Here is a 25983-nt window from a genome sequence, read left to right as displayed (position 1 = left end):
GGGTACCCGGTAGATCAATTGTTGCGTGCAATAGCGTTGTACGGGTGACTGCCTCGCTCGACCCGGCCGCTGTCATCGCGGAGTTCATCGACGCGGTGGCGCCATACGACCCGCATCCGGACGCCCCGCCGGTGGCGCTGATCGGACTGCGCACTGCTCTGGGTGATGAGATGTTCACCATGAGCGACCATGTGATCCGCGCGATGTGCCGGGCCCTGGCGTCCTATCGCGACCCGCAGGACCGCGGCGAGTGCGTCGAGTGTGGCGGTCGCCACCTGGACGAGAACCTGCACTGCCGGGACTGCGGGCGGTTGCACGGCATCCTTGGCCAGGTGATCGCTGATCATGCCCGCCGGGTGGCCGCGTCCGGGGATGGCAGCGCTCCCAGCGAGCCGGCGTGAAGCCAGGTCACGAGCTGGTGACCGGTGTTGTGCCGCGGGTCCCGGTGGTACACGATTTCCCGGTCACCTCAACGTCGAGTGGGGATTCTTCGATGATGGATCGTTCGCTCGCCTCCAGCACGTATGCGCTGAACCAGCAGCAGCTGGAGCATCTGCGCATCCTGCTCGTCGAGGACGACGAGGGCGATGCCTTCCTGGTCCGCGAGCTGCTGACCGAGGCGTCCGCGCCGTTCGAGCTGACCGTGGCGACCACGTTGCGTGAGGCCCGGGCCCTGATCGGCGGCGCCGAGTGCGTGCTGCTCGACCTCGGGCTGCCGGATGCCGAGGGCATCGATGGGCTCCGCAAGCTGCTCGCGGTGGCCGGCAGTGCCGCGGTCTGTGTGCTCACCGGCCGCTCCGACGAGCACCTGGGTGTCCAGGCGGTCGCCGAGGGCGCCCAGGACTACCTGGTCAAGGGCCAGGTCGACGGTGTCTGGCTGGTCCGCGCGCTGCGGTACGCGGTCGAGCGCAAGCGGGCCGACGAGAACGCCCGGCGGCTGCGCGAGATCGAGCTGCGCCAGGACGAGTCGGCCCGGCTGGAACGCGGCCTGCTGCCCAAGCCGCTGATGAAGACCACCGAGGTGGCGGTCGAGACGTTCTACCGCTCAGGGCGGGCGGCCGGCCTGCTCGGCGGCGACTTCTTCGACGTGGTGCAGATCGGCGAGGACCGGCTGCACGTGATCGTCGGCGACGTCTGCGGCCACGGGGTGGACGAGGCCGCGCTCGGTGTCGAGCTCCGGGTCGCCTGGCGCGCGCTGGTGCTCGCCGGGGTGCCCGAGGAGCAGGTGCTCGCGTCGCTGGAACAGGTGCTGATGTCCGAACGGCGGGCCCGGGAGGTGTTCGCCACGGTCGCCTCGGCGGTGATCGACCTGCCCGGCAACCGCGCGACGGTACGCCTGGCCGGCCACCCGCCGCCGGTCGTCCTCTCCGGCGGCCGGGCCGCGCCGGTGCACGCGCGTACCGGCATCGTTCTCGGGGTACGTCCTACTCCTACCCCCGCTACGGAGCTGGAGTTCACCGGCGATGACTGGTCCCTGCTGATGTACACCGACGGACTGATCGAGGGGCGCATCGGCGCCGGTGAGGAACGCCTGGACGTGGACGGGCTCTGCAAGCTGCTGGACGACCCGGACGCGCGCCAGGTGCCGCTGCCCGGGCTGCCGGCCTGGCTGGTGGCCCGCGCCGACCAGGACAACGGTGGCCCGCTCACCGACGACGTGGCGATGCTGCTGATCTCCCGGGGCACCGGACGGTGAGCGTGCTCAGCGTGCAGTCGTGGAGTCTCCGTGGCCGGATCCTCGCACTCACCTCGACGGTCGGCCTGATCCTGATCGGTCTCGGGGTGTTCGCGGCGCTCACCGCGACGGCCCACAACCGGCAACTCGACGACGTGCTGAACCGGGTGAGCCCGATGCGGGCCGCCGGCGAGACCCTGAACACCGCGCTCGTCGATCAGGAGACCGGCGTCCGCGGCTATGCGATCACCGGGCGCGACACCAGCCTCGACCCGTACCGGAAAGGTCTTGCCGACCAGAACGCGCAGATCGCCCGGATCGAGGGTTATCTGCACCCGGAGGACCGGGACATCCGGGCCACCCTGAACGACGTGAAGGCGCGGATCGTCACCTGGCACCGGGACGTGGCCCAGCCGGTCATCGACGCGGTCCGGGACAGCGGCACCGACGCCGGCCAGGCCCGGGTGACGGCCGGTGACACCACCGAGTTCGACGGGCTGCGCTCCGCGATCGGCGTGATGCAGAACCAGATCCAGGTGGTGCGGGCCCGCAGCGCGAACGAGGCCAAGGCCTCCAGCCAGACCATGGTGGCCATCGAGATCGCCGCGGCGGCGATCGTGGTGCTGGCCGGCGTGATCCTGCTGTTCCTGATGGACCGCCTGGTCAGCCGCCCGATCGTGCACCTTGCCGACGAGGTCCGGCAGGTGGCCTCCGGTGACTACGAGCGGCACATCGTCAGCCCGAACGGCTCACCGGAGCTGGTCGGGCTGGCCACCGACGTCGACCGGATGCGCCAGCAGATCGCCTCCGAGCTCTCCGAGGTGCGCGGCGCCCGCCAGCAGGTCGAGTGGATCAACGACCAGCTGAAGAGCCAGGCCGAGGAGCTGACCCGGTCCAACCGGGATCTCGAGCAGTTCGCCTACGTCGCCTCACACGACCTGCAGGAGCCGCTGCGCAAGGTGGCCAGCTTCTGCCAGCTGCTGCAGCGCCGCTACGCCGGGCAGATGGACGAGCGCGCCGACCAGTACATCGGGTTCGCGGTCGACGGCGCCCAGCGGATGCAGCGCCTGATCAACGACCTGCTGGCGTTCTCCCGGATCGGCCGGCTCACCAGCGGCTTCACCGAGGTCGACCTGAACCGGGTGCTGACCGACGTGACCTCGCAGCTGGAGGGCCGGACCGAGGACGGCGCCGAGATCATCTGGTCCGGTCTGCCCACTGTGGAGGGCGAAGACCCGCTGATCACCACGCTCTTCGTCAACCTGGTCGGCAACGCGCTGAAGTTCCGCCGCCCGGACGTGCCGTCCGAGGTGCGGATCACCGCGGAGCGCGACGGCAAGGAGTGGCGGATCAACGTGCGGGACAACGGCATCGGGATCGAGGCCGAGTTCGCCGACAAGGTCTTCGTGATCTTCCAGCGGTTGCACGCACGGGACGCGTACGAGGGGACCGGCATCGGACTGGCGATCGTCAAGAAGATCGTCGAATACCATGGCGGGCGGATCTGGCTCGATGTCGACGTCACCCCCGGTGCGTCGATCTGGTTCACGCTCCCCGCGGTGATCGGTCTCGACGAGTCGGGCGATGAGCAGGAAAGCCGAGAGGTGGTTGGCGCATGAGTGTCGAACGGGCGAATGGCACCCTGATCGAGGTCCTGTTGGTCGAGGACGACCCCGGTGACGTGCTGATGACGCAGGAGGCGTTCGAGGAGCACAAGGTCCGCAACCGGCTGAACGTCGTCTCCGACGGCGCCGAGGCGCTGGCCTACCTGCGCCGCGAGGGTCAGTACGCGGACGCGGTGCGCCCCGACCTGATCCTGCTCGACCTGAACCTGCCGCGCCGGGACGGCCGCGAGGTGCTCGCCGAGATCAAGAAGGACGAACAGCTGGGCCGGATCCCGGTGGTCGTGCTGACCACCTCGGCGGCCGATGAGGACATCCTGCGCAGCTACGAGTTGCACGCGAACGCGTACGTGACGAAGCCGGTGGACTTCGATCGGTTCATCCAGGTGATCCGGCAGATCGACGAGTTCTTCGTCAGCGTCGTGAAGCTGCCGCCGCGTGCTTGAACAGGTGTCCGCCCTCATCCGTGAGGTCGCGCAGACCATCGTGCTGCCCCGCTTCCAGAAGCTGAGCGCCGACGAGGTGCACCAGAAGGCGCCCGGTGACATGGTCACCATCGCCGATCAGGAGTCCGAGCGGGCGCTGACCCGGGGCTTGACCGCGCTGCTGCCCGGCTCGGTGGTGGTCGGCGAGGAAGCCGTCGCGGCCGACCCCGCGGTGCGGGACCGGATCGGGGCCGGCGGTGCGGTGTGGATCGTCGACCCGGTCGACGGCACCAACAACTTCGCGACCGGGCGCACGCCGTTCTGCGTGATGACCGCGCTGGTCCGGGACGGTGTCACGGTGGCGGCCTGGATCCTCGACGTGGTCGAGGACCGGATGACGCTCGCCGAGGCGGGCTCCGGGGCGTTCCGGGACGGGGTGCGGCTGAAGTCCCGCGCCGACGCGCCGGCCGCCGGGGAGCTGCACGGCGTGATCTCCCGCAAGTACCTCCCGGAGAACTACCGCGACCAGGTCGACGCGCACGCCGGCGGGCTCGGTGGCTACACCAACGGGAAGCACTGCGCCGGATACGAGTACCCGGCGATCGCCACCGACCTGCAGCAGTTCGGGATGTTCTGGCGGCTCTTCCCGTGGGACCACGCGCCCGGCTCGCTGATCGTGCAGGAGGCCGGCGGCGTCTCCCGGCTGCTGGACGGCACCGACTACCGGGCGGCGAACACCCGCCGGGGCCTGCTGGTCGCGGCGAACGAGGACATCTGGCAGACCGTGCACAGCACCCTCTTTCCGGACGGACCGCCCACGATCGAGGACTGATTCCGGGACGACGTGTCGGATCTCACACTCTGATCCGACTCGGTCACGCGAAGTTCTACCGTGCGGAGATGACCTCGTACCTCGATGAGCTCTTCGGGTTGGCCGGGCGGACCGCGGTGGTGACCGGCGGCAGTTCCGGGATCGGCCGCGACATCGCCTTGGCCCTCGGTCGTGCCGGAGCGCGGGTGGTGGTACTCGCCCGCCGGCCGGACCCGCTCGACGATGTGGTCGCTGAGCTGCGAAAACATGGTGCCGAGGGTGGCGCGATCACCGCCGATCTCGCCGGCCGCGAGGCCGTCCGGGCCGCGATCAGTGAGATCATTTCCCGGTACGGCGAACCGGACATCCTGGTCAACTCGGCCGCCGTGAACCTGCGCCCGCCCCTCGGGGAGCTGGGCGAGGACGTCTGGGACCTCACCCTGGCGGCGAACCTGACCTCGCCGTTCCTTCTCGGGCAGGCGTTCGGCCCGGCGATGGCCCGGCGCGGCTGGGGCCGGATCGTCAACATCGTCTCCCAGCAGGCGTTCCGCGCGTACGGCAACAGCGGCGCCTACGGAGCGGCCAAGGCCGGCCTGGTCGGACTGACCCGTTCGCAGGCCGAGGCCTGGTCACCGCACGGGGTCTGCTGCAACGCGATCGCGCCCGGAGTGGTGCACACCCCGCTGACCGAGCCGGTCTTCGCGGATCCCACGAAAGTGGCGGCACACGCGGCGCGCACCATGATCGGCCGCAACGGGGTGCCCGAAGATTTCGCCGGATGTGCCGTCTTTCTGGCAAGTGCCGCGAGCCAAGCGGTGACCGGGCAGACACTCTTCGTCGACGGTGGATATTCAGCGACCTGATCGATCTCCCTTACGCCAGGTCCGGCACGGTAAAGTACCCGCGCTCCCGACTTGGAGGTTTTCCGTGGCGGTCATCTCCCCGCGCCGGTGTACCGCCCTGCTCGCCCTTCTTGCGGCCGCGGTCATGGCTGTCCTCATCGTGCCCGGAACTCCGGCGTTCGCCGCCGACCCGGAGGGTGGGACGAAGAAGCTGCGGACCAACCTGGAAGCCGCCGCCAAGGGGTACGACCAGGCGAAGACGAAGCTGGCCGCCTCCAAGAAACGGCAGACCCAGCTCGCCGCCACGCTCAAGGCCGCGCAGACCCGCTCGGACAAGCTCACCTCCCGGGTCTCCGAGGTGGCGAACCGGTCGTACCAGATGGGCCGGATGAGCACGCTGGCGCTGCTGCTGAACAGCAACTCGCCGGACCGCTTCGTGGACCGGGTGCAGAGCCTCGACATGCTCGCCCAGGTGGACGGCGGCACGCTCGCCGACTACCGGGAGGACATCGACACCATCAAGAAGGCGCAGATCGGGCTGAACGCCGAGATCGGCGAGCAGAAGCGCCAGGTCTCGGTGATGGAGCGCAAGAAGAAGCAGGCCGAGTTGGCGCTCGCCGAGGTGGGCGGCGGATCGGCCGGCGGCTTCATCGACGCGTCCTCGCCGGCCGCCGACCCGGCCCCGCGCAACTCCGACGGCTCCTGGCCGAAGGAGTCCTGCTCGATCAAGGACCCGACGTCGGACGGGTGCCTCACGCCGCGGACGCTGCACGCGTACGAGCAGGCCCGCGCGGACGGCTTCAAGCACTACACGGTGTGCTGGAGCCAGCGGTCGTCCGGCGAGCACCCGAAGGGGCGGGCCTGCGACTTCTCGTCCAACGCCACCACCTTCAAGACCTCGGCGGCGACCGGCAGCGACAAGGCCTACGGCGACCGCCTGGCCGCCTACTTCGTGAAGAACGCCGACCGCCTCGGCATCATGTACGTGATCTGGTACCGGCAGATCTGGATGCCGAGCACCGGCTGGCGGGCCTACAGCGCGACAGGTGACGCGGCCGCGGTGCACACCAACCACGTGCATCTCTCCATGCTCTGACCCGGTTAGCATCGCGCGATGGACATCGTCGCGCCGCCCCGAGCACTGCCGGCGGCTCTGGCCGCCGCCCTGGCCTTCGGCGCCAGCGGTGCCGTCCTGGTCCTGGAGATCGTCGCCCTGCGCCTGGTCGGGCCGTACGTCGGTGTCACCCTGCAGGTCAGCAGCTCGGTGATCGGCATCTCGCTGGCCGCCATCGCCTACGGCGCGTGGCTGGGCGGCCGCCTCGCCGACCAGTTCGACCCGCGGATCCTGCTGGCGCCGGCGTTGATCCTCGGCGCGATCGGCACCGCCGTGACCCTGCCGCTGGTCCGCTGGGGCGGTGAGCTGCTCCGCGGCGGCGCGGCGCCGGCCGTGCTCCTGCTCGCCGCGCTGGCCGTCTTCCTGCCCGCGTTCGTGCTCTCCGCGATCCCGCCGATGGTGGTGAAACTCCAGCTCAGCAACCTGCGCGAGGCCGGCACCGTGGTTGGCCGGCTGTCCAGCATCGGCACCCTCGGCGCGATCACCGCCACCCTCGGCACCGGGTTCGTGTTCGTCGCCGCGATGCCGAGCAGCGCGATCATCCTGAGCCTGGCGGTGCTGCTGGCACTCGGTGGCCTGGTGCTCGGCTGGTGGTTGCGCCGCGATGAGAACCACCCCGACCTGCCCGGCTCACCCCGCTTCCGGGCGGTGGCCGTCTCGATCGGACTGGTCGGCGCCGGTCTGGGCGCGACCGCGCCGACACCGTGCGACGTGGAGACCGCCTACCACTGCGCCCGGGTACAGACCGATCCTGATCGGCCAGGTGGTCGGTTGCTGCTGCTCAATGCGGCACCCCATTCGTACGTCGATCTGAACGACCCGCGGCACCTCGAGTTCGCCTACGTCCAGTGGATCGCCGCGGTGGCCGACGTCGTGCGCCCGGCCGGCGCCCCGATCGACGCCCTGCACATCGGCGGCGGCGGTTTCACCGTCCCGGGGTACCTGCGCGCCACCCGACCCGGCAGCGAGCAGTTGGTCCTCGAACTCGACGGCGAGCTGGTCGAGCTGGACAAGCGCGAACTCGGCCTGGTCACCGGCGCCGACCTGCGGGTCCGGGTCGGCGACGCCCGGGTCGGCGTGGCCGGGCGCCCGTCGGCCGGTTACGACCTGGTGGTCGGGGACGCCTTCGGTCACCAGGTGGTGCCGTGGCACCTGGCCACCCGGGAGATGGCCGCGGACATCTCCCGCACCCTGCGCGAGGACGGGATCTACGCCCAGAACGTGATCGACTACCCGCCGGACCGCTTGATCCGCGCCGAGTTGGCGACGGTTCAGGCGGCTTTCCGGTACGTCGCGGTGATCGCCCCGGCGGACGCCCTGGCCGGCGACGTCGGCTCGAACTTCGTGATCGTGGCGTCCCGGAGCCCGCTCCCGCTGGCCGCGCTCGGCACCCGGCTCGCCCAGGTGAAGGAGCCGGTCACGCTGCTCTCCGGTGCCGAGCTGGCCGGCTATGTCGGCGACGCCACGGTGCTCACCGACGACTACGCCCCGGTCGACCAGCTGCTGCCCAGCTGAGGTCCTCGGCCGGGCCCGGGCTCTTCTCGCGCGGCGAGTTGGCCGATTTGGGCGGTTTTGGGCGATCCGGGCAGGGAATCCGCGCGGGTTTCGGAGTGCGGCACCGGAGGGTGAGCCGCGCGGGCGAGAATCGGCGCATGGGGCGTACGGAGCGAAACGGACACGAAGGACCGCTCCGTCTCGCCGGGCGCTACCGCCTCATCGAGAAGCTCGGCACCGGCGGGATGTCGGTCGTCTGGCGCGGCTACGACGAGACCCTGGGCCGTGAGGTCGCCGTCAAAGTGCTCGCGCCGCAGCTGGCCGAGGACCGGACGTCCCGCGACCGGCTCCGCCAGGAGGCGCTGGCCGCCGCCCGGCTCTGCCACCCGCACATCACCGGCGTCTACGACTTCGGTGAGGCCCTGCTCTCCGACCACCTGACCGTCCCGTACGTGGTGATGGAGCTCAACGACGGCGAGTCGGTCGGCGCCCGGATCGGCCGGCAGGGCTCGCTGGACTGGCGCGAGGCCGTGATGCTCTGCGCCGAGGTCGCCTCCGCACTGGCCACCGCGCACGCCCGGGGCGTCGTCCACCGCGACGTCACCCCGGCCAACGTGATGCTCACCGGCGCCGGCGCGAAGGTTGTCGACTTCGGCATCTCGGCCGTGGTCGGCCAGCGCGACGCCGGCCCGGACGGCAGCCTGCTCGGCACCCCCGCCTACCTCGCCCCGGAACGTCTCGGCGGCGCACCGGTCTCCCCGGCCACCGACGTGTACGCCCTCGGCCTGCTCCTCTACCGCGCGCTCACCGGCCGGATGCCCTGGCCCGCCGAGAGCACCGCCGAAGCCTTGCGCGCCCACCTCTACGCCGACCCCGCCCCGGTGCCGGACCTGCCCGGGATGCCACCCGCGGTGGCCGACCTGTGCCTGCGCTGCCTGGCCAAGAACCCGGCGGACCGGCCCGGCTCGGCCGAGGTGGCCCGCGCCCTGGCCGCCACCGTCGGGGTACGCCCGATCATCCCGCCGCTGCGCCCGGGGGAGCAGCCCTCGGTACCGGCCGCCCGCGGTGTGGTGTCGCTGTCGGGTGCGCTGGACTCGCCGGTCTCCCCGGACGGCCGCAAGCTCCGTCTGGGCGGCACCCAGGCCCTCAAGCTCCGCCTGCGCGTCGGTCTCAAGATCGGCGCGGCGTTGCGGATGGGCGGTGTGCGGCCGCTGGGCGGTGGCGTCTTCATCGGTGCCCGGATGCGGCGCGCCCGCGCGGCCGGCGCCTGGATGCGCCGCCCGGCCGGCGTCCGGAACCGGTTGTCCGCGATCACCGCCCTGGCCAGCGTGGTGCTGCTGGCCGGCAGCGCGGTGAACTGGTCGTCCCGGCGGGAACCCACCGAGGCCGACCAGTCCAGCGCCTCCGCGGCCGGACCGGCGCCGGGCCACGAGACCGTGAAACGGATCCGCTGCTCGGTCCGCTACCAGGTGCAACGCGACTCGGGCGGCTCCTTCCAGGCGCGACTGACCGTGCAGACCACGGCCGGGCCGGACGGCTGGCGGGTCGATTTCAGCTTCCCCGGCACCCAGCGGCTCGCCGCCGTGCCGAAGGCGGTCTCGCAGAGCGGCAAGCACGTCGTGGTGCACGGCAGCGGCAGCACCCGGAGCGTCACGCTGCGCGGCGGGTACCGCGACCGCAACCCGCTGCCGTTCGCCTTCGCCATCGACGGTCACCCGTGCCGGGTCGAGGTGCTGGGCAGCGTCACCGAGCCCGCACCGGTGGCCGACGACTCGGTGAGCGCCGCCTCGGCGAAGGAGGGCCCCGGGCCCGAGGAGACGGTCCGCAAGCGCAAGCGCGCACCGGCGCGATCCGGCGAGAACCCGCGCAAGCAGGTCACGCCACCGCCGGCCGGTCGCGCGACCGCGCCGCCACCGGCCAAACAGCGCTCCGGCGGGTTCTCGCTCGCCCTCTGAGCCCCGCCGCGCTGCCCGCCGAGCCCCTCGCCGCGTCGCCGCGTCGCCGCGTCGCCGCGTCGCCGCGTCGCCGCGTCGCCGCGTCGCCGTGTCGCCGTGTCGCCGCCGAGCTGCGGTCCCGGGTGCCCGCCGGGTCACGCTCCGAGCTGCGGTCCGGGTGCCCGCCGGGTCACGCTCCGAGCCGTGGTCCGGGTCGCGTCGGCAGGTCCGGGACACCGGCCGGTGACGCGTCGATAGGGTCGAGGCCATGACAAGACTGGCAGTGGTCACCGGTGGTGGCACGGGAATCGGCAGGTCGGTCGCCGGCATGCTGGCGGGCGAGGGCTACGACGTGATCATCGTGGGCCGCCGGCCCGAGGTGCTCGCCGACGCGGTGAAGTGGATCGGCCCGCAGGCCTCCCCGGTCACCGCCGACGTGTCCGACCCGGCGCAGATCCCCGCAGTGGTCGAGGCGGTGGCCGGTCGCCCGGTGGACGTCCTGGTCAACAACGCCGGCGCGTACCTCGCGGGCGACGAGAGCACGCTGGACGGGGTGGCCGCGCGCTGGCGGGCCAATCTCGACTCCAACGTGCTCACCGCGGTACTGATGACCACCGCGTTGCTGCCGCTGCTCCGCCGCCCCGGCGGCAAGATCATCCTGACCAGCTCGATCGCGGCGCAGCGCGGCGGCGGCGGGCCGTACTCGGCGGCCAAGGCGGCCCTGCACGGGTACGCCCTGGACCTCGCGGCCGGCCTCGGCGGCGAGGGGATCACGGCGAACGTGATCGCGCCCGGCTACGTCACCGACAGCGAGTTCTTCGACGGCCGGATGACGCCCGAGGGCCATGCCTCCCGGGTGGCCGCCACGCTGGTCAAGCGGGCCGGTGAGCCGCAGGACATCGCCGAGGCGGTGCGCTGGCTGGCCGGCCCGGGCGGCGGGTTCGTCACCGGCCAGATCATCAACGTCAACGGTGGCTCGGTCCTCGGCCGCTGACCCGGTCACTCGCTCCCGCCGGTGAACCGGCCCTCACCGGGCCGGTTCGGCCGGAAGCGGAGACCGGACCAGCGCGCGTCGATCGCCACCTGACCGCACGGGCGCATGTCGAAATCGGCCACGATCGGCCACAGCGAGTCCCGGTTGATGTCCGCCTGGTTGCCCTTCGGGTAGGCGATCCAGAAGGCGGCCGGTTTGTCCAGGTCGGCGCGGTGCTCGGTGAGCTCCGTTCGTACGATGTCGGCGTTGTCGGCAAAGAGCACAGCGGTGCTGGCGGTGGCCAGCGTGCCGGTCTCCCGCACGCCCTCCGGCATCGGGGTGAGCAGCGGCAGACGGGCCGGCTGGTTGAGCCAGACCGTGGAGTTCGGCTTGATCAACAGCTTCTCGGCAATCGTTTTGCTCATGAGTCGAGACTTCCATTCAGGAGCGGATGAGGGTCGGATTTCCGGTCACCTCGGCAGCATGGCCCAGCGCCGGGCTTCCCGCCGTCGGCCTGTGGACAGCGGCGGACTGTGGATAACTCCAGTTCTGTCGGTGCGGGCTGATAGACATGCCGGGTGACCGAGACGACGCGAATGACGGCCGGTGCGGCCGAGCGGGCGAGTGTGCGGGAGCGTGCCGAGGAGGTGCTGCGCCGGCTCGCCGGTGAGCACGCGAAACTGCGCGAGGACCAGTGGCGTGCCATCGAGGCGCTCACCGTCGACCGCCGCCGGGTGCTCTGCGTGCAGCGCACCGGGTGGGGCAAGTCGGCGGTCTATTTCGTGGCCACCGCGCTGCTGCGGGCCGACGGGTCGACCGGCCCCACGGTGATCGTGTCCCCACTGCTCGCGCTGATGCGCAACCAGGTGGACGCGGCCGCCCGGGCCGGCATCCGAGCCCGCACGATCAACTCGGCGAACCTGGACGAGTGGTCCGAGATCGAGCAGGAGATCCGGTCCGGCACCGTCGACGTGCTGCTGATCAGCCCGGAGCGGCTGAACAACCCCGACTTCCGCGACAACGTGCTGCCCGGCCTCGCGCACAGCACCGGCCTGCTGGTGGTCGACGAGGCGCACTGCGTCTCCGACTGGGGCCACGACTTCCGGCCGGACTATCGCCGATTGCGGACGTTCTTGAGTGGACTCCCCGGCCGCACCCCGGTGCTGGCCACCACCGCGACCGCCAACGCCCGGGTCACCGCCGACGTCGCCGACCAGCTGGGCGACGACGCGCTGGTGTTGCGCGGCTCGCTGGATCGTGACTCGCTGCGCCTCGCCGTGCTGCGCCTGTCCGACCCGGCCCACCGGCTGGCCTGGCTCGCCGACCACCTGGAGCGGCTGCCCGGTTCCGGCATCATCTACACCCTGACCGTCGCCGGCGCCACCGAGACCACCGACTTCCTGCGGTCCCGCGGCTTCCCGGTGGCCTCCTACACCGGCCAGGTGGAGGACGCCGAGCGCCGCGTCGCCGAGCAGGACCTGCTGGACAACAAGATCAAGGCGCTGGTGGCGACGTCCGCGCTCGGCATGGGCTTCGACAAGCCCGACCTCGGGTTCGTTGTGCACCTGGGCGCGCCGAATTCGCCGATCGCCTATTACCAGCAGGTCGGCCGGGCCGGCCGGGCCGTCGAGCACGCCGAGGTGGTGCTGCTGCCCGGCCCGGAGGACGCGGCGATCTGGCGCTATTTCGCCTCGCTGGCGTTCCCGCCCGAGGACCAGGTGCGCTCGGTGCTGGCCCAGCTCACCGCGGAGCGGCCGCTCTCCACCCAGGCCCTGGAGCCGCTCGTCGACCTGCGCCGCAACCGCCTCGAGCTGATGCTCAAGGTCCTCGACGTGGACGGCGCGGTGCGCCGCATCCGCGGCGGCTGGCTCTCCACCGGCGAGCCGTGGACCTACGACACCGCCCGCTTGCGGCGCGTCGCCGAGGCCCGGACCGCCGAGCAACAAACCATGATTGAGTACGCCGTGACGGCCACCTGCCGGATGGAGTTCCTGCGCCGCTGCCTCGACGACCCGGACGCCGCACCGTGCGGCCGGTGCGACAACTGTGCCGAGCCGCTGTTCGACGCGGAGGTGTCGGCCGGCTCGCTCGCCGCCGCCGAGGCGTTCCTCGGCCGGCCCGGTGTCGAGGTCGCGCCGAAGAAGCTGTGGCCGCCCGGGATGTCCGCCATCGGCATCTCCCTGAAAGGCAAGATCAGCCCCGTCGAGCAGATCGAGCCGGGCCGGGCCGTCGGGCGGCTCTCCGACCTGGGCTGGGGTGCCCGGCTGCGCACCGTGGTCGGTCCGGAGTCATCCGACGCGCCGGTCCCGGCCCAGCTCGCCGCCGCGGTGGTCGAGGTGCTCAAGGCCTGGGCCCGGGGCGCCGACGCCTGGCAGCAGCGCCCGGTCGGCGTCGTGGCGGTCGGCTCACGCCGTCATCCACAACTTGTCCACAGCCTGGCCGAGCACATCGCGACGGTCGGCCGGCTGCCGCTGCTGGGTGCCCTGAGCCCGGCCGGCGCCGGCGAGGAGACGTTCCGCGGCAACAGCGCGCAGCGGGTCCGCGCCCTGCACGACGCGTTCACCGTCAGCCCCGACCTGGTCGCCGCGATCGAAGCCCACCCGGGCCCGCTCCTGCTCATCGACGACCTGGTCGACTCCGGCTGGACGATGACCCTGGCCGGCCGCTCCCTGCGCCGCTCCGGCGCCACCGCCATCCTCCCGCTGGCCTTGGCCACGTCCAGCTGACCCGCGCGCCTTAGCGCGCCCGCGCCCCCACGCCCCCGCGCCCTCGTCTCGGCGGGCTCGGATCCGTGCCGCGCGGCCGTTCGACTACGCCACGGCCGGATCCGTCCCCCCGGCACCGGCCGACTCACGCCCACCCGCACCGTCGAGGGCGGCGCGAGTCCGCGATGACCGATCGCGTGCGCTCGCCGCCCGGGGGCGGGCGGTGCGAGTCCGCGTTGTTGGATCGCGGCCCGCTGCCGCCCCCTGGTGGGCGGTGTGGGTCCGCGGTGCTGGTGTGCGGTCTGCTGCAGCCCCGAGTTTGGCCGATGGTGTGTGTTGCCGGCGCGGTGGGGGCGGTGCGGGTCCGCGGTGCTGGTGTGCGGTCTGGTGCCGCCCTCTGGTGGGCGGCAGGAGCACGCGATGACCGATTGTGTGCTGCTGCCGCCCCTCCGGGCGGGTGGTCAGGCGCGGCCGAGGATGGCGTTGCGGGTGGGGCGGTGGTCGATTTCCATGAAGCGGTCCGGGCCCTCCAGCGGTGCGAAGCCCGACCGGCGGTAGACCTCGTGCGCGTCCTTGGTGGCCAGCAGGAAGCGCAGGATGCCCCGGCCGGTCAGATCCTCGACGATGCTGTCGACCAGCCACGTGCCCAGACCGTGGCCCCGGTGCTGCTTGTCGACGAAGACATCGCAGATCCAGGCGAAGGTCGCCCCGTCGGTCACCACCCGGGCGAACGCCACCTGCTGCTCGCCGGCGAGGACCGCATACGGCAAGGAGCCCGAGATCGAGCGGCTGACCAGCTCGTGGGATCGGCCGGCCGCCCAGTAGGACTCCTCGCTCAGCCAGTGGTGCACGAGGTCGACATCGACCCTGCTCGGGTCGTCGGTAAGGACGTAGCCGTCCCGTTCACGGTTTTCCACGGCCGCATGGTGTCACGGCCCGGGGGCGGATCCGCCAGCGCTTTCCCACGCCGGGACGACCCCGGCTGGTGGTGACGGCTGTGTCCGGGGCGTTGAGGCAGCCGTGAGCACCAGCCGACGTGCGGTGTGACGCGCGGCGGGGTGACGGTCACGGGTGGGCATGGCGGGTTCGCATACCGGCGGGGGGTATTCTGGCTCCATGTCCGAGGAGCCCACCCCGCAGCATGGACCGCACGGCTATTCCGGCGACAAGGCGGCCCTGCTCGGCCGGCTGCGCCGGATCGAGGGCCAGATCCGTGGACTGCAGCGGATGGTCGAGGAGGACACGTATTGCATCGACGTCCTGACCCAGATCTCCGCGGCGAAGAGTGCGCTGCATTCGGTCGCGGTCGGCCTGTTGGAGGATCACCTGGCCCACTGCGTCGTGGACGCGGCCCGGGCCGGCGACCCGTCCGCCAAGGTCAAAGAGGCGTCGGACGCGATCGCCCGGTTGATCAAGTCCTGACCGGCCGAAACGCCGGCCGAAACCCCGGCCGAACGCCGGGCGAAACCCCGGCCGAAACCCGGACCGAACGCCGGGTGAAACGCCGGGTGAAACGCCGGGTGGAACCCGGACGGAACTCCCGGGGTTCCCGGAGCGACTACCCACGAAGCTACGAAAGCGGCGAAAGGTTCCTCTCATGACCGTCACCAGCACCTACACCGTCAAGGGCATGACCTGCTCGCACTGCGTCAACGCGGTGACCGAGGAACTCACCGCGCTGCCCGGTGTCGCCGGCGTGCAGGTCGACCTCTCTTCCGGGGGAGTGACGGTGACCAGCGAGGCCCCGCTCGCCGACGACGCGGTGCGCGCGGCGGTCGACGAGGCCGGCTACGAGCTCGCGGATGCCTGACCAGCCCCGGGCTGACAACAAGCAGCGGTCCAGGTGGGCGCTGCCGGCGGACACGGATGACGTGCCGGAGACCGCGGAACCGGATCACCCGGTCACCGAGGGCTCCGGTTTCCGCTTCGCCGCGATCGGCGCCCTGCTGATCGTGGTGCTCTTCGCCGGCTACGGACTGGGCCGCCTCAACAACGGCACCGCGGCCGGCCCGGCGACCACCCCGGCCGCGACCACCAGCACCGGCTCCGGCGCAGGCGTGATCAACGAGAACATGCCGCACACCCACGGCGCGACCGGCGCCGGCCTGACCACTACGGCCGGTGCCGCGGTCGGCGGACTCTCGCTGAGCTCGGACGGGGTGACCCTGCGCCCGGCCGGCACCACGTTCCAGGCCGGGAAGAAGCAGCGGCTCAGCTTCACGATCAACGGCCCGGGTGGTGCGTCGGTCACGTCGTACGCGATCGTGCACGACAAGCCGCTGCACCTGATCGTGATCCGCCGGGACCTGACCGGCTTCCAGCACCTGCACCCGGAGATGGCCGCCGACGGCACCTGGGGCATCGACCTGACCCTGGCCCGGCCGGGCCTGTACCGGATGATCACCGACTTCACCGCTCTGGTCGGCGGCCAGCAGGTGACCACCACGCTGGGTAGCGACCTGACCGTGGCCGGCGACTACTCCCCGGAGTCACTGCCCGCGCCGACGCCGGTGGCGACCACTGACGGTCTGACCGTGGCGTACGAAGGAAATCCTGGCACCGCGGCGGTCCAGCCGCTGCTGATGACCGTTACCGGCGCGGACGGCAAGCCCGCCGCCGTCGAGCCCTACCTCGGCGCGTTCGGCCACCTGGTGGTGATCCGTCAGGGCGACCTCGCCTACGTGCACGTCCACCCGGAGCTGCAGCTGGTGGACGGCAAGGTCAAGTTCTGGATCACCGCGCCGAGCCCCGGCGACTACCGGATGTTCTTCGACTTCCAGGTGACCGGGCGGGTCCACACCGCGGCGTGGACCCTCAAGATCGGCTGAAAACGATCAGCTGAGCAGCACGGACAACGCCGGCTTCACGCCCCACTGCCCGATCAGCGCGTCGTAGTCGGCCTGCTGCTCGGCGGTGGGTGCCGCGCCGGTGCGCCGGGCCCGCAGCAGCAGGTTCCGCGGCGTGTGCGCCGAGTCCACGAACTCCACCACGTCGACCTTGTACCCGTTCAACCGCAGAAGAGCCGCGCGAAGTGAGTCCGTGAGGACGTCCGCGAAGCGCTCGCGGAGGATCGCATGCCGGGTGATTTCACCGTACGGCGAGGGCGCGGCACCGGCCTTGAGCTGCGCGGCGATGTCGTGATGACAGCACGGCGCGGCGAGCGTCCACCGGGCCTCCCAGCGCACCGCCCGAGCCAGCGCCTGGTCGGTCGCGGTGTCACAGGCGTGCAGCGCGAGCACCAGATCGGGTGCGAACGGCACGTCCGCCTCCTCGATCGTGCCGGCCACGAACGTCACCTCGTCGGCGCAGCCGAGCTGCTCGGCGAGCGCGCTGTTGCGTACCCTCTGATCCTCGCGGACATCGACCCCGACGACCTGGACCGAAGCGCCGCGCCCGGTCAGATAGCGGTAAGCGGCGAAGGTGAGATAAGCGTTTCCGCAGCCCAGATCGACGACGCGCAGCGGCGTCGGCAGGTCCTCGGGCAGCGTGGCGGCGAGCGCCCGCAGGAACGCGTCGATCTGCCGCCGCTTGGCGGCGTTCCCGCCGATCACCGTGAACAGCGGGTCACCCGGGTCGAGCAGCCACTGCTTGGTGCGGTCGTGCTCCTGCGCGGCCGGCGCGGGCGCCACGGCCGCGGACCGGTGCACCTGGGCGTCGCCCTTCTTGGTGATCCGCACCTGGACGGTGGCCGTCTCGGTCTCCACGTGCCAGTTGCCGAACGGCTCGGCCAGCAGCTCGTCGAGCGCGGCCTCCGCCTCCGGACCGGACATGACGTTGCGGGTGAACGGCCGCACACCGTCCTCGGTGACGATCTGCAACTTGAGACCGCTCTTCAATGTGACGGGGCGTACCTGAGCGCGGGTCACCGAGGGCACCTGACCGCGGCGCCGACCGGCCGCGACGGCACGGGTCAGCCCCGGAGCGAGGAGGAGTTCGCGCACCTCGGCGAGCGCTTGATCGAGCGGTTGTGGCATAGCCCTATTCTGCCCGCACCGCCGGAGAGCACCGACGGGCTAGGTTGTTGATCGACGAGGGGAGGGCGGGATGTGGCACACGGCCGATCCGCCCGCGACGGGTGCGCTGCTCGTGCCGCTGCAGAAGATCCTCGGAGACCTGGACGCCACCGCGCGTCGCAGCCGCTTCATCCAGGGTCTGGTCACCGGCCGGCTGCCGGTGGCGGCGTACGCGGAATTCGTCGCGCAGCACTGGTTCGTCTACGAGTCGCTGGAGCTGGCCACCACCGCGATGGCCGACGACCCGATGGGCGGCCGGTTCTACTTCCCGGAGCTGTTCCGGATCCCGGCGATCGAGTCCGACCTGCAGTTCCTGCACGGCCCGCGCTGGCAGAGCCGGATCGTCGCGCTGCCGGCCACCTCGACGTACTGCACCCGGCTGCGGTCCGCGGCGTTCGACAAGGCCACCGGGTTCGTGGCGCATCACTGCACGCGCTACCTGAGTGAGCTCGACGGCGGGCAGTGGCTGGGGGCGGCGGTGCTCGAGGCGTACCGGTTCCGTCGGCAGGGATATCGGTTCTTCGTCTTCGAGGGCGTCGACCCGGAGCTGTTCCGGGCGCGGTACCGCAACCGCCTGGAGAGCACACCGTGGAACCGCGCGGAGCGGGACGCGTTTCTGACCGAGGTGGCCGCGGCCGCCGAACTCAACCTGGCCGTGCTGACCGATCTCGACAACCGCTGGACCTGAAAACGCCGGGACCGCGAACGGTCCCGGCGGGAAAAGTACGACATGGGGCCACGAGGGGTGGCCCCATGCCTGCGCTACGCCTCGGAACCGCCGGTCACGGCCTCGGCCGTGTCACCGTCGGCCCGGGTGCTGCGCCGGCGGCGACGACGCGGAGCAGCCGCAGCCTCGCCCTCGGTGGAGTCAGCGGAGTCGGCGACGGCCGGAGCCGCGTCCGTTTCCGCGGCGACCGAAGCGCCGTCCGGAGCGCCGTCCGAGAACGCCGGCGCGGCGGCCGGGGCCCGGCGACGGCGGGTGCGAGCGCGGGGAGCCGCGTCCTCACCGGTCGACGAGACGTCGTCCGAGATCGGGACGGGAGCGTCGGACGTGACCGTGCTGTCCGGAGTACCCGGGGTCTCGGCGACCTGGTCCTCGCCCACCCGGCGGCGACGCCGCTGCCGCTTGGGCCGTTCGGTCCCCTCCTCGGTGACGGGTCCCGCGGCCGGGGCGCTCTCGGCCGGGGCCGAAGAGCCGCGTGACCGGCCGCCACGATCCCGGTCCCGATCACGGTCCCGGTCACGGCTGCCGCCACCGGGGCCACCGCTGCGCGACGGCGACCGGCGCCGGCTGACACCGCCGAGGTCTTCCTCGATCTCGGCGGACAGCCCGACCCGGCTCCGGTTCGCGGTCGGCAGGGTGCCCGAGATGTCGGTCGGGATGTCCAGGTCGGCGTAGAGCGCCGGGCTGGTGTGGTACGTCTCCGGGGGCTCCGGCATGCTCAGGTGCAGGGACTTGTCGATCAGCACCCAGCGCGGCATGTCCTCCCAGTCGACGAACGTGACCGCGACACCCGTCGCACCCGCGCGGCCGGTCCGGCCGATCCGGTGTGTGTAGGTCTCCGGGTCCTCCGGGCAGTCGTAGTTGACCACGTGGGTGACACCCGACACATCCAGGCCACGCGCCGCGACGTCGGTCGCGACCAGCACGTCGATCTTGCCGCTGCGGAACGCCCGGAGGGCCCGCTCGCGCGCGCCCTGGTTCAGGTCACCGTGCACCGCGGCGACCGCGAAACCGCGGAAGTCGAGGTCCTCGGCCACCCGGTCGGCGGCCCGCTTGGTGCGCGTGAAGATCATCGAGAGGCCCCGGCCGCGAGCCTGCAGCAGGCGGGCCACCATCTCCAGCTTGTTCAGCGGGTGGGTGCGGTAGACGACCTGCTTGGTCAGCGGCGAGGCGGCGCTCTCCGCGGTGTGACCGGCGTGGATGGTCATCGGGTTGCGCAGGAACCGGCGGGACAGCGCCACGATCGGGTCCGGCATGGTGGCCGAGAACAGCATGGTCTGCCGGTCGACCGGGAGCATCGCCAGGATCTTCTCGACGTCGTCGAGGAAGCCCAGGTCGAGCATCCGGTCGGCCTCGTCGAGCACCAGCGCCTGCACGGCGTTCAGCTTCAGGTGCTTCTGCTTGGCCAGGTCGAGCAGACGGCCGGGGGTGCCGACCAGGATCTCGACGCCCTTCTTCAGCGTCTCGACCTGCGGCTCGTACGCCACGCCACCGTAGATCGGCAGAACCCGGACGCCGCGCGTGGCACCCGCGGCGGCAAGGTCGCGGGCCACCTGAATGCCCAGCTCACGGGTGGGGACGACGACAAGGGCCTGCGGCCGGCCGTCGGAGCCCTCGGACGGGGCGAGGACCCGCTCCAGCAGCGGGAGGCCGAAACCGAGGGTCTTGCCGGTGCCGGTCGGAGCCTGGCCGATCAGGTCGGTGCCGCGCAGCGCGACGGGCAGCGCGTACTCCTGGATGGCGAAGGCGTGCGTGATGCCGGCCGCGGCCAGCGCCTCCACGGTCTCGGGGCGGACACCCAGCTCAGCGAAGGTGGGGCTGTCCGGCCGGACCGGGGCGCGGTTCGTAACGGGGACTAGAGCTTGCTCAATGTCGGTCATGAAGTTTTACGGGTGCCCTCTCGTGGTGCGCCCGTCGGATGTCTGGGGCGCGGTCTGTAGTGAGGCGCGGGCCGCACGCTCGAAAGCGGGCCACACGCGGGGCCGCCGAGTTGACGATCCACGTCGGCGGCGACACCTGCCACTCTACCCGACCCAATAGCAGACGCACGCGAGAGCGGATACGGGAGGGAACCCTGTGACACGACGTGTCCAGGGTTCCCTCCCGCAACCTCAGCGAGTGGTGAAGCCGAACGGCCGGTGCGAGGCCTCAGCGATCTCCACGTAGGCCAGCTTGGCGACCGGAATGATCACCTTGCGGCCCTTCTCGTCGGTGAGCGAAAGGACGCCGTCCTTGGCCAGAGCCTCGGACACGGCCTGCTCGACCTCCGCCGGAGACTGCGCGCTTTCGAGCACAAGCTCACGCGGCGAATGTTGCACGCCGATCTTGACCTCCACGGAGTCCTCCTCGTGATCAACCCGTGTACCGCTTGGAAAGGCTATCCGATTTCCGGAGACGTTCCGGCCGTTGAACCGCCCTGGAGGGGGAAGCTGGCGATCCCACGCCAGATCAGAGCGGCGACGAGGGCCTCAGCTTCAGCTTTAGGCGTACGCCGGCCGTTCGCCAACCAGTACTGAGCGGCCGCGCCGGAGGCCCCGGCGAGACCGGAAGCGAGCAGCTGAGCCTGATCCGGACGCAGGCCGGTGTCCGAGATGATGGTCTCGGTCAGCGCCTCGATGCAGCCCTGCTCGACCCGCTCGACCCGCTGCCGGACCTGTGGGTCGTTGCGCAGGTCGGACTCGAAGACCAGGCGGAACGCCTCGCTCTCGTGATCCATGAAGTCGAAGTACGCACGCACCGCGCCCTTGACCCGCTCCTTGTTGTCCGGCGTCGCCAGCAGCGCACTGCGCACCTTGGCGATTATCGCGTCACAGTGCGTGTCCAACAGGGCCAGGTACAGCTCGAGCTTGCCGGGGAAGTGTTGATAGAGCACGGGCTTGGAGACACCTGCCCGCTCCGCGATGTCGTCCATCGCAGCGGCGTGATAGCCGTGCGCGACGAAAATCTGCTGAGCGGCGGCCAGCAGCTGCTTTCGGCGTGCCGAACGAGGCAGCCGGGTGGGGCGGGTGGTCTGAGCCCCGCCGGACGCGGCGGTCATATCTGGTGAACCTCCAGGGGGTCGGTCCCCGCGGTTTGTCGTCGCGGATTGCCCGGATCGGCGCTTGTCGCGGTCGTGCGGGCAATTGTCGCGACGCTGCAACTTATCGCCACTGCAACCACACGGTAGCCTCAGCGGGGGCGAGCGAGGAGCACGCGGTGGATGAAACAGGGCATTCCGGAGACACCGGAGCCGCGGGTGGCGGCAACGGTGCCGACGCGCATGACCGCAATCGGATGAACGGCTGGGCGAACGGCGAAAACCCGTGGTCGAACACGGGTCCCGCGCTGGAGAAGGAGGCCGAAGTGCCTCCCTGGCGGCGAACTCCGATAGCCCGCCAGCCGTTCCCGGAACGCCCGTTCGGGCCCGCTCCGAGTTCGGCCGTGCCGCTGCAGGCACCCCCGCCGCCCGGGTTCGTGGACCCGCCGCCGTCCACCGAGATTCCCCCTTCCGGGAACACCGACATGGTGTCGCCCTGGTCCGGCGATCGCAGCCGGTTAGCTGACATTCTCGGCCACCGGCCGCGTCCGGTCGATACGGAGTCGTCCACCACGCCGTTCGAGGCGCCGATGTCATCACCGAGCAGCGCACCCCCGTATCCGTACGAGGGAGATCTCGACGACTCGTACCGTGCCGCCCCGCCGGCGACCGTGCAGCGCGCCGCCGTGCCGATGGCGCGGCCGGTCACGCAGGCACGCACCGATTGGACGCCCGGCGAGCCGGGCCAGAACCAGGGAGATCCACTGAGCCGTACCGACGCGCCGTCCGAACCGATCCGTTCCCGGCATGCGCTGGTCAACGACACGTTGGCACAGGGCCTCCCCCGGGTGGAACCTGCCGCACCGGCGGGGGACCAGCGATCGGTGGACAACGAGCCGGTGATGGGGCTGCCGACGTACGATGCCTCGAACTTCTCGCGCCGGGGCTACGAGCCGGCGCCGGGTGGCTTTCCCCCGCCCGCCGACGATCTGAGTTCCCCGTACTCGGCCGCGCCGACGTACCCGGGCTTCACCAATAGCCGCCCCGAGGAGCAGGAGGCCGCCACGGAACGCCCCGGTCCCAGCTCAGCGCTGGGCGAACCGAGCGGAGCACTGCCCCAGCGCGTGCCCGCCCAGCCGGACGTGCCCCGGGTTCCGGAGCCGCCCGTCGCCGCCGAGCCGTCGGCCGAGGCGCCCGCCCTGGCCCGGATCGCCACCCACCTGCGCCGCGGCGACGTGGTGCCCGCGCAGGAGCGCCACGACGGCTTCGACGTGCAGGCCATCCTGGCCGCCGTGCGCGGCGTGGCCGGTGTCCGGGACGCGTCGCTGCGCGCCACCCCGGCCGGCGCGCACAGTCTCCGGCTCGACCTCTCCGACGGTGCCGACGCGGCCGATGTGAGCCGTCACGTGGCCCGCCTGCTGCAGGAGCGGATGGGCCTGGACGCGGCGATGCCCGGCGACGCCGGCCTGCTGCCACCCGCCCAGCCGTTCGTGCCGTCCCAGGCCACCCGGCCGGGTCGCGCCTCGGTCCGCCCGGTCTCGGCCGCGCCGATGCCGTCCGCGCCGCGGTCCGCCGCCCCGCTGATGTCGGCCGCCATGACCTCGGCGCCGCCGGCGCCCGCCCCGGTCTCGGCCGCTCCGGCGCCGTCCCTGGCCCCGGTCTCGGCTGTCCCGGTGTCGGTCGCTCCGGTCTCGGCCGCCCCGGTCACCGCGCCGCCGGCCCGCCAGCCGGTGCAGCAGGCGCCGGCCGCCCTGATCCCGCAGGACCTGAACAAGCCCCGCCCGCTCGACCCGGGCAACCGCCCCGGCCCGCGCGTGCTGATCGAGAACGTGCACGTCAACACGTTCGGCGCGGACGCCACCGTCGAGGTGCGGCTGCGCGCCGGCGACCGGAGCGCGTCCGGTGTCGCCACCGGCCCGGCCGTCGACGGTTACCTCCTGCGCCTCTGCGCGACGGCCACCGCCGGCGCGGTCGACGAGCTGCTCTCCACCTCGCAGCACGCGGACGGCCCGGCGCGCTGCTTCGTCGAGCACGCGTCCGCCGTCTCGTTCGGCTCCACCCAGGTTGCCGTCGTGGTGCTGCTGCTGTCCTGCAGCGGCGGCTGGGTCGAGCAGCTGGCCGGCTCGGCCGTGGTGACCGGCGACGACCGGCACGCTATGGTCCGCGCCACACTCGCCGCGGTCAACCGCCGCGTCGAGGCACTGTTGGCCTGATGAAGGGCGCGATGCTGGCCGGCGACAGCGCACTGTTGCCGGATGGAGAGGTGCACCCACCCTGGCCCGCCCGGCGGGTCACGGTGGGCGGCTCGATGCTGCACGTGCGGGACACCCCGCCGCTGAGTCCGGACGCCGAGCCCGCGGTCTACGTGCACGGCCTCGGCGGCTCCTCGCAGAACTTCACCGACCTGGCCGGCCTGCTCGCCGACCGGTTCGCCGGGCAGGCCGTCGACCTGCCCGGGTTCGGGTACAGCGACCCCAGCCCGCGATATTCGATCCCGGCCTTCGCGGCCATCCTGATCGACTATCTGGACCACGCCGGCCGCGGCCCGGTCCACCTGATCGGCAACTCGCTCGGCGGCTCGATCTCGGTGCGGGTCGCCGCACTCCGCCCCGACCTGGTGCGGACCCTCACGCTGGTCTCCCCGGCGATGCCGTTCCTCGACCCGCGCCGGACGGCACAGGGCCCGGTGCTGCCGCTGCTGGCCCTGCCACGGGCGGAACGCCTGATGGCCTGGGCGCTGACCCGGATCACCGCGGAGCAGATGGCCGAGCAGGTGCTGGCCGCGTGCTTCGGTGACACCACGAAGGTGCACCCGCAGCGCCGGGCCGAGGCGATGGAGGAGATCCAGCTCCGGTACACCGTCGATCACTACCCGCGGGCCTATCTGGGCACCCTGCGCGGGCTGGTGGGCAGCTTCCTGCGGGCTTATCTCCCGGGCCCCGACTCGCAGTGGCGCCTGGCCGCGCGGGTGCAGGCGCCGACGCTGGTGATCGGTGGACTCAACGACAAGCTGGTCGATCCCCGGGTGCCGGTGCAGGTGGCCAAGGTCGTACCGGACAGTCGTCTTTTGATCCTGCCCGGCGTCGGCCATGTCGCGCAGATGGAGGTGCCCCGCCTGGTCGCCCGGGCGATCGTCGGCATGCTCGAGGAAGCCGGATCACCCGCGACGTAGCGCTGGTCTCACAAGATCGACTCGGCTGGTTGCGGGCCGTTCTCGTGTGCGAGGCTGGTTCGCGAGATGATCGATCCAGTCACTTCCGCGCTCGAACCGGAAGCTCCGCCGCCCGCCGAGGACCGCTGGCGCCAGTGGTGGCTCGCCCTGTTCGCCGTCACGTTGGTGCTGCTCACCGTCGTGACGGTGGCCGTGCGGAACACCGGTTCCCCGCGCCCGGCGACGACCCCTGTCGCTGCCGCCGCCTCCTCGGCGCCGATCCTGGAATCCGCGCCTTCGCTCCCGGCCGCGCCTTCGCCGTCGGCTTCGGCTTTCGCTTCCGCGGTGACTTCCGCGCCGCCGGTTGCCACTTCTTCGCCTGCCGCGCCTTCCGCTTCTCCCGTGCCTTCGCCACCCGAGGTCCTGCAGATCGCCGGCGTGGTCCCGACGCACGGTTCAGGCACTTTTTCGTACGCGGTGAAGCGCGGATCGCTCCTCGGCGACAAAGGCCCGGTACGCCGTTTCCGGGTGGCCGTGGAGAAGGGCAGCGGCGAGGACCTGGACGCCTTCGCCACGCAGGTGGTGAGCACGCTCGGCGACGAGCGGAGCTGGACCGGCAACGGGACGCTGCGCCTGCAGATGGTCAACGGCAACGAGAAGGCCGACTTCACGGTGTACCTGGCCACCCGGGACACCGCCGGGCAGATGTGCCAGCAGGGCGGCACCAACATCACGATCGGCGGCGTGCCGTACACGTCCTGCCGCACCACCGGCAAAGCGATCATCAACCTGGACCGCTACCGGAAGTCCGCCAAGCCCTACCTGAACGCCAAGGTCTCCCTCGCGGTCTACCGCAACTACGTGATCAACCACGAGGTCGGGCACGAACTCGGCCATCATCACGAGGGCTGCCCCAAGGCCGGCGGCCCCGCCCCGGTGATGGTCCAGCAGACCATCACCCTGCGCGGCTGCGTCCCCTACGCCTGGCCCCGCCGCGACAACAAACCCTTCTCCGGCCCCCACCTCTGACCCACCCCCTTCCGTCCCCGCCGACAGCCCGGCTGGTGCCCACGGTCGTCTCCCGCGGCTCTTGAGGGCCGCCAGGCCCAGCCGCGCGGTCTCGGCTGGTGTTCAGGGCCGTTTCGTGCGGGGGTTGAGGGCCGCCAGGCCCAGCTGTGCGGTGTCGGCTGGTGTTCAGGGCCGTTTCGCGCGGGGGTTGAGGGCCGTCAGGCCCAGCTGGGCCCGCAGCTGTGGAGTGGTGTCTGCCCGTGGGGCGGTAGAGGTCCGCACTCGACACCGAAGGGGCGGCGGAGGGCCGCGTCAGGGCGAGTTCAGGGGCGGTGGCGGTCCGCGATCGGGTTGTGCGTGCGTTTACCGCCCCCGGGCGGGCGGTAAACGCACGCGATCTGGCAGTGCGGACTCCGACCGCCCCTCCCGGGAGAGGCAGGCACCCCACCAAGATCAACTTAAGCTGAGCGGCATTG

The 25983-nt window shown here is 71.7% G+C and carries 25 protein-coding genes; 18 read left to right on the top strand and 7 right to left on the bottom strand.

Annotated elements, in window-relative coordinates:
• The first annotated feature begins 44 nt into the window (after positions 1-44).
• From Apa02nite_RS24815 to Apa02nite_RS24770, 10 genes are all read left to right on the top strand, one after another.
• Positions 45-401, top strand: coding sequence for a hypothetical protein (locus tag Apa02nite_RS24815; protein WP_203827114.1), 357 nt, complete (start codon positions 45-47; stop codon positions 399-401).
• Positions 402-493: 92 nt separating this feature from the next.
• Positions 494-1696 (top strand): PP2C family protein-serine/threonine phosphatase, encoded by a 1203-nt coding sequence (locus Apa02nite_RS24810; protein ID WP_203827113.1) that lies wholly within the window; start codon positions 494-496, stop codon positions 1694-1696.
• On the top strand, positions 1693-3294 hold the full coding sequence (locus Apa02nite_RS24805) for a sensor histidine kinase (RefSeq protein WP_203827112.1): 1602 nt from the start codon (positions 1693-1695) through the stop codon (positions 3292-3294). The genes Apa02nite_RS24810 and Apa02nite_RS24805 overlap by 4 nt, the downstream gene beginning before the upstream one ends.
• The gene (locus tag Apa02nite_RS24800; RefSeq protein WP_067694127.1) at positions 3291-3743 is read left to right on the top strand and encodes a response regulator; all 453 of its coding nucleotides are present in this window, start codon (positions 3291-3293) and stop codon (positions 3741-3743) included. The genes Apa02nite_RS24805 and Apa02nite_RS24800 overlap by 4 nt, the downstream gene beginning before the upstream one ends.
• The gene (locus Apa02nite_RS24795; protein WP_203827111.1) at positions 3736-4554 is read left to right on the top strand and encodes an inositol monophosphatase family protein; all 819 of its coding nucleotides are present in this window, start codon (positions 3736-3738) and stop codon (positions 4552-4554) included. Before Apa02nite_RS24800 ends, Apa02nite_RS24795 begins: the two co-directional genes overlap by 8 nt.
• A gap of 68 nt (positions 4555-4622) precedes the next feature.
• Complete coding sequence (locus tag Apa02nite_RS24790; protein ID WP_203827110.1) at positions 4623-5396, top strand: SDR family NAD(P)-dependent oxidoreductase; 774 nt, start codon at positions 4623-4625, stop codon at positions 5394-5396.
• Between the two features lie 124 nt (positions 5397-5520).
• Entirely contained in the window at positions 5521-6471 is a 951-nt protein-coding gene (locus Apa02nite_RS24785; protein ID WP_239164546.1) for a coiled-coil domain-containing protein, read from the top strand.
• An 18-nt stretch (positions 6472-6489) separates the two neighbouring features.
• Positions 6490-8004 carry a fused MFS/spermidine synthase gene (locus Apa02nite_RS24780; RefSeq protein WP_203827108.1) on the top strand — a complete coding sequence of 505 codons (1515 nt, stop codon included), beginning with the start codon at positions 6490-6492 and terminating at the stop codon, positions 8002-8004.
• 137 nt (positions 8005-8141) lie between these two features.
• A complete protein-coding gene (locus Apa02nite_RS24775) occupies positions 8142-9938 on the top strand; it encodes a serine/threonine-protein kinase (protein ID WP_203827107.1) in 1797 nt (598 codons plus the stop codon).
• 247 nt (positions 9939-10185) lie between these two features.
• Positions 10186-10911, top strand: coding sequence for an SDR family NAD(P)-dependent oxidoreductase (locus tag Apa02nite_RS24770; RefSeq protein ID WP_067694113.1), 726 nt, complete (start codon positions 10186-10188; stop codon positions 10909-10911).
• A 5-nt stretch (positions 10912-10916) separates the two neighbouring features.
• Here Apa02nite_RS24770 and Apa02nite_RS24765 read toward each other — a convergent pair whose 3' ends face one another.
• Positions 10917-11315, bottom strand: a complete 399-nt coding sequence (locus Apa02nite_RS24765) for a hypothetical protein (protein WP_067694110.1) — start codon at positions 11313-11315, stop codon at positions 10917-10919.
• A 171-nt stretch (positions 11316-11486) separates the two neighbouring features.
• Here Apa02nite_RS24765 and Apa02nite_RS24760 point away from each other — a divergent pair, with 171 nt between their 5' ends.
• Complete coding sequence (locus Apa02nite_RS24760; protein WP_203827130.1) at positions 11487-13616, top strand: RecQ family ATP-dependent DNA helicase; 2130 nt, start codon at positions 11487-11489, stop codon at positions 13614-13616.
• 440 nt (positions 13617-14056) lie between these two features.
• On the opposite strand, the gene Apa02nite_RS24755 is transcribed toward Apa02nite_RS24760, so the two are convergent.
• Positions 14057-14512, bottom strand: coding sequence for a GNAT family N-acetyltransferase (locus Apa02nite_RS24755; RefSeq protein ID WP_203827106.1), 456 nt, complete (start codon positions 14510-14512; stop codon positions 14057-14059).
• 199 nt (positions 14513-14711) lie between these two features.
• Between Apa02nite_RS24755 and Apa02nite_RS24750 the strand changes: the two genes are divergently transcribed.
• The 3 genes from Apa02nite_RS24750 (at position 14712) to Apa02nite_RS24740 (ending at position 16423) form a co-directional block, all read left to right on the top strand.
• Complete coding sequence (locus Apa02nite_RS24750) at positions 14712-15017, top strand: metal-sensitive transcriptional regulator (protein WP_067694101.1); 306 nt, start codon at positions 14712-14714, stop codon at positions 15015-15017.
• Between the two features lie 175 nt (positions 15018-15192).
• Positions 15193-15405 (top strand): heavy-metal-associated domain-containing protein, encoded by a 213-nt coding sequence (locus Apa02nite_RS24745; protein ID WP_067694098.1) that lies wholly within the window; start codon positions 15193-15195, stop codon positions 15403-15405.
• On the top strand, positions 15398-16423 hold the full coding sequence (locus tag Apa02nite_RS24740; RefSeq protein WP_239164545.1) for a DUF8832 domain-containing protein: 1026 nt from the start codon (positions 15398-15400) through the stop codon (positions 16421-16423). Before Apa02nite_RS24745 ends, Apa02nite_RS24740 begins: the two co-directional genes overlap by 8 nt.
• A 6-nt stretch (positions 16424-16429) precedes the next feature.
• Here Apa02nite_RS24740 and Apa02nite_RS24735 read toward each other — a convergent pair whose 3' ends face one another.
• Complete coding sequence (locus tag Apa02nite_RS24735; protein ID WP_067694095.1) at positions 16430-17569, bottom strand: class I SAM-dependent methyltransferase; 1140 nt, start codon at positions 17567-17569, stop codon at positions 16430-16432.
• A gap of 70 nt (positions 17570-17639) precedes the next feature.
• Here Apa02nite_RS24735 and Apa02nite_RS24730 point away from each other — a divergent pair, with 70 nt between their 5' ends.
• A complete protein-coding gene (locus Apa02nite_RS24730) occupies positions 17640-18296 on the top strand; it encodes a biliverdin-producing heme oxygenase (RefSeq protein WP_067694092.1) in 657 nt (218 codons plus the stop codon).
• 74 nt (positions 18297-18370) lie between these two features.
• Here the strand turns inward: Apa02nite_RS24730 and Apa02nite_RS24725 are convergent, their stop codons facing one another.
• The 3 genes from Apa02nite_RS24725 to Apa02nite_RS24715 form a co-directional block, all read right to left on the bottom strand.
• Complete coding sequence (locus tag Apa02nite_RS24725) at positions 18371-20212, bottom strand: DEAD/DEAH box helicase (protein WP_203827105.1); 1842 nt, start codon at positions 20210-20212, stop codon at positions 18371-18373.
• Positions 20213-20443: 231 nt separating this feature from the next.
• The gene (locus Apa02nite_RS24720) at positions 20444-20668 is read right to left on the bottom strand and encodes a DUF3107 domain-containing protein (RefSeq protein ID WP_067694086.1); all 225 of its coding nucleotides are present in this window, start codon (positions 20666-20668) and stop codon (positions 20444-20446) included.
• A gap of 41 nt (positions 20669-20709) precedes the next feature.
• Positions 20710-21369, bottom strand: a complete 660-nt coding sequence (locus tag Apa02nite_RS24715) for a TetR/AcrR family transcriptional regulator (RefSeq protein WP_067694083.1) — start codon at positions 21367-21369, stop codon at positions 20710-20712.
• Positions 21370-21833: 464 nt separating this feature from the next.
• Between Apa02nite_RS24715 and Apa02nite_RS24710 the strand changes: the two genes are divergently transcribed.
• Positions 21834-23561, top strand: a complete 1728-nt coding sequence (locus Apa02nite_RS24710) for a Daple (protein ID WP_425548433.1) — start codon at positions 21834-21836, stop codon at positions 23559-23561.
• Positions 23561-24520 (top strand): alpha/beta fold hydrolase, encoded by a 960-nt coding sequence (locus tag Apa02nite_RS24705; protein WP_203827103.1) that lies wholly within the window; start codon positions 23561-23563, stop codon positions 24518-24520. Before Apa02nite_RS24710 ends, Apa02nite_RS24705 begins: the two co-directional genes overlap by 1 nt.
• 8 nt (positions 24521-24528) lie before the next feature.
• Here the strand turns inward: Apa02nite_RS24705 and Apa02nite_RS51195 are convergent, their stop codons facing one another.
• Positions 24529-24870: a hypothetical protein gene (locus tag Apa02nite_RS51195; RefSeq protein WP_239164543.1), complete on the bottom strand. Its 342-nt coding sequence runs from the start codon at positions 24868-24870 to the stop codon at positions 24529-24531.
• 31 nt (positions 24871-24901) lie between these two features.
• Between Apa02nite_RS51195 and Apa02nite_RS24700 the strand changes: the two genes are divergently transcribed.
• Complete coding sequence (locus Apa02nite_RS24700) at positions 24902-25528, top strand: DUF3152 domain-containing protein (protein ID WP_239164542.1); 627 nt, start codon at positions 24902-24904, stop codon at positions 25526-25528.
• The last annotated feature ends 455 nt before the right edge of the window (positions 25529-25983 follow it).

Origin of the sequence: Actinoplanes palleronii (assembly GCF_016862315.1) — a bacterium.
Classification (GTDB): domain Bacteria; phylum Actinomycetota; class Actinomycetes; order Mycobacteriales; family Micromonosporaceae; genus Actinoplanes; species Actinoplanes palleronii.
The sequence above is the reverse complement of the archived record's forward strand: the minus strand, read 5'-3'. Positions and strand labels throughout refer to the sequence as shown.

Bases quoted from the DNA above. Each gene is read 5' to 3' on its own strand.
- Apa02nite_RS24810 (WP_203827113.1), top strand. From the start codon at position 494: ATGATGGATCGTTCGCTCGCCTCCAGCACGTATGCGCTGAACCAGCAG.
- Apa02nite_RS24800 (WP_067694127.1), top strand. From the start codon at position 3,291: ATGAGTGTCGAACGGGCGAATGGCACCCTGATCGAGGTCCTGTTGGTC.
- Apa02nite_RS24790 (WP_203827110.1), top strand. From the start codon at position 4,623: ATGACCTCGTACCTCGATGAGCTCTTCGGGTTGGCCGGGCGGACCGCG.
- Apa02nite_RS24785 (WP_239164546.1), top strand. From the start codon at position 5,521: ATGGCTGTCCTCATCGTGCCCGGAACTCCGGCGTTCGCCGCCGACCCG.
- Apa02nite_RS24780 (WP_203827108.1), top strand. From the start codon at position 6,490: ATGGACATCGTCGCGCCGCCCCGAGCACTGCCGGCGGCTCTGGCCGCC.
- Apa02nite_RS24775 (WP_203827107.1), top strand. From the start codon at position 8,142: ATGGGGCGTACGGAGCGAAACGGACACGAAGGACCGCTCCGTCTCGCC.
- Apa02nite_RS24770 (WP_067694113.1), top strand. From the start codon at position 10,186: ATGACAAGACTGGCAGTGGTCACCGGTGGTGGCACGGGAATCGGCAGG.
- Apa02nite_RS24765 (WP_067694110.1), bottom strand. From the start codon at position 11,315: ATGAGCAAAACGATTGCCGAGAAGCTGTTGATCAAGCCGAACTCCACG.
- Apa02nite_RS24760 (WP_203827130.1), top strand. From the start codon at position 11,487: ATGACGGCCGGTGCGGCCGAGCGGGCGAGTGTGCGGGAGCGTGCCGAG.
- Apa02nite_RS24750 (WP_067694101.1), top strand. From the start codon at position 14,712: ATGTCCGAGGAGCCCACCCCGCAGCATGGACCGCACGGCTATTCCGGC.
- Apa02nite_RS24745 (WP_067694098.1), top strand. From the start codon at position 15,193: ATGACCGTCACCAGCACCTACACCGTCAAGGGCATGACCTGCTCGCAC.
- Apa02nite_RS24740 (WP_239164545.1), top strand. From the start codon at position 15,398: ATGCCTGACCAGCCCCGGGCTGACAACAAGCAGCGGTCCAGGTGGGCG.
- Apa02nite_RS24735 (WP_067694095.1), bottom strand. From the start codon at position 17,569: ATGCCACAACCGCTCGATCAAGCGCTCGCCGAGGTGCGCGAACTCCTC.
- Apa02nite_RS24730 (WP_067694092.1), top strand. From the start codon at position 17,640: ATGTGGCACACGGCCGATCCGCCCGCGACGGGTGCGCTGCTCGTGCCG.
- Apa02nite_RS24725 (WP_203827105.1), bottom strand. From the start codon at position 20,212: ATGACCGACATTGAGCAAGCTCTAGTCCCCGTTACGAACCGCGCCCCG.
- Apa02nite_RS24715 (WP_067694083.1), bottom strand. From the start codon at position 21,369: ATGACCGCCGCGTCCGGCGGGGCTCAGACCACCCGCCCCACCCGGCTG.
- Apa02nite_RS24710 (WP_425548433.1), top strand. From the start codon at position 21,834: ATGGTGTCGCCCTGGTCCGGCGATCGCAGCCGGTTAGCTGACATTCTC.
- Apa02nite_RS24705 (WP_203827103.1), top strand. From the start codon at position 23,561: ATGAAGGGCGCGATGCTGGCCGGCGACAGCGCACTGTTGCCGGATGGA.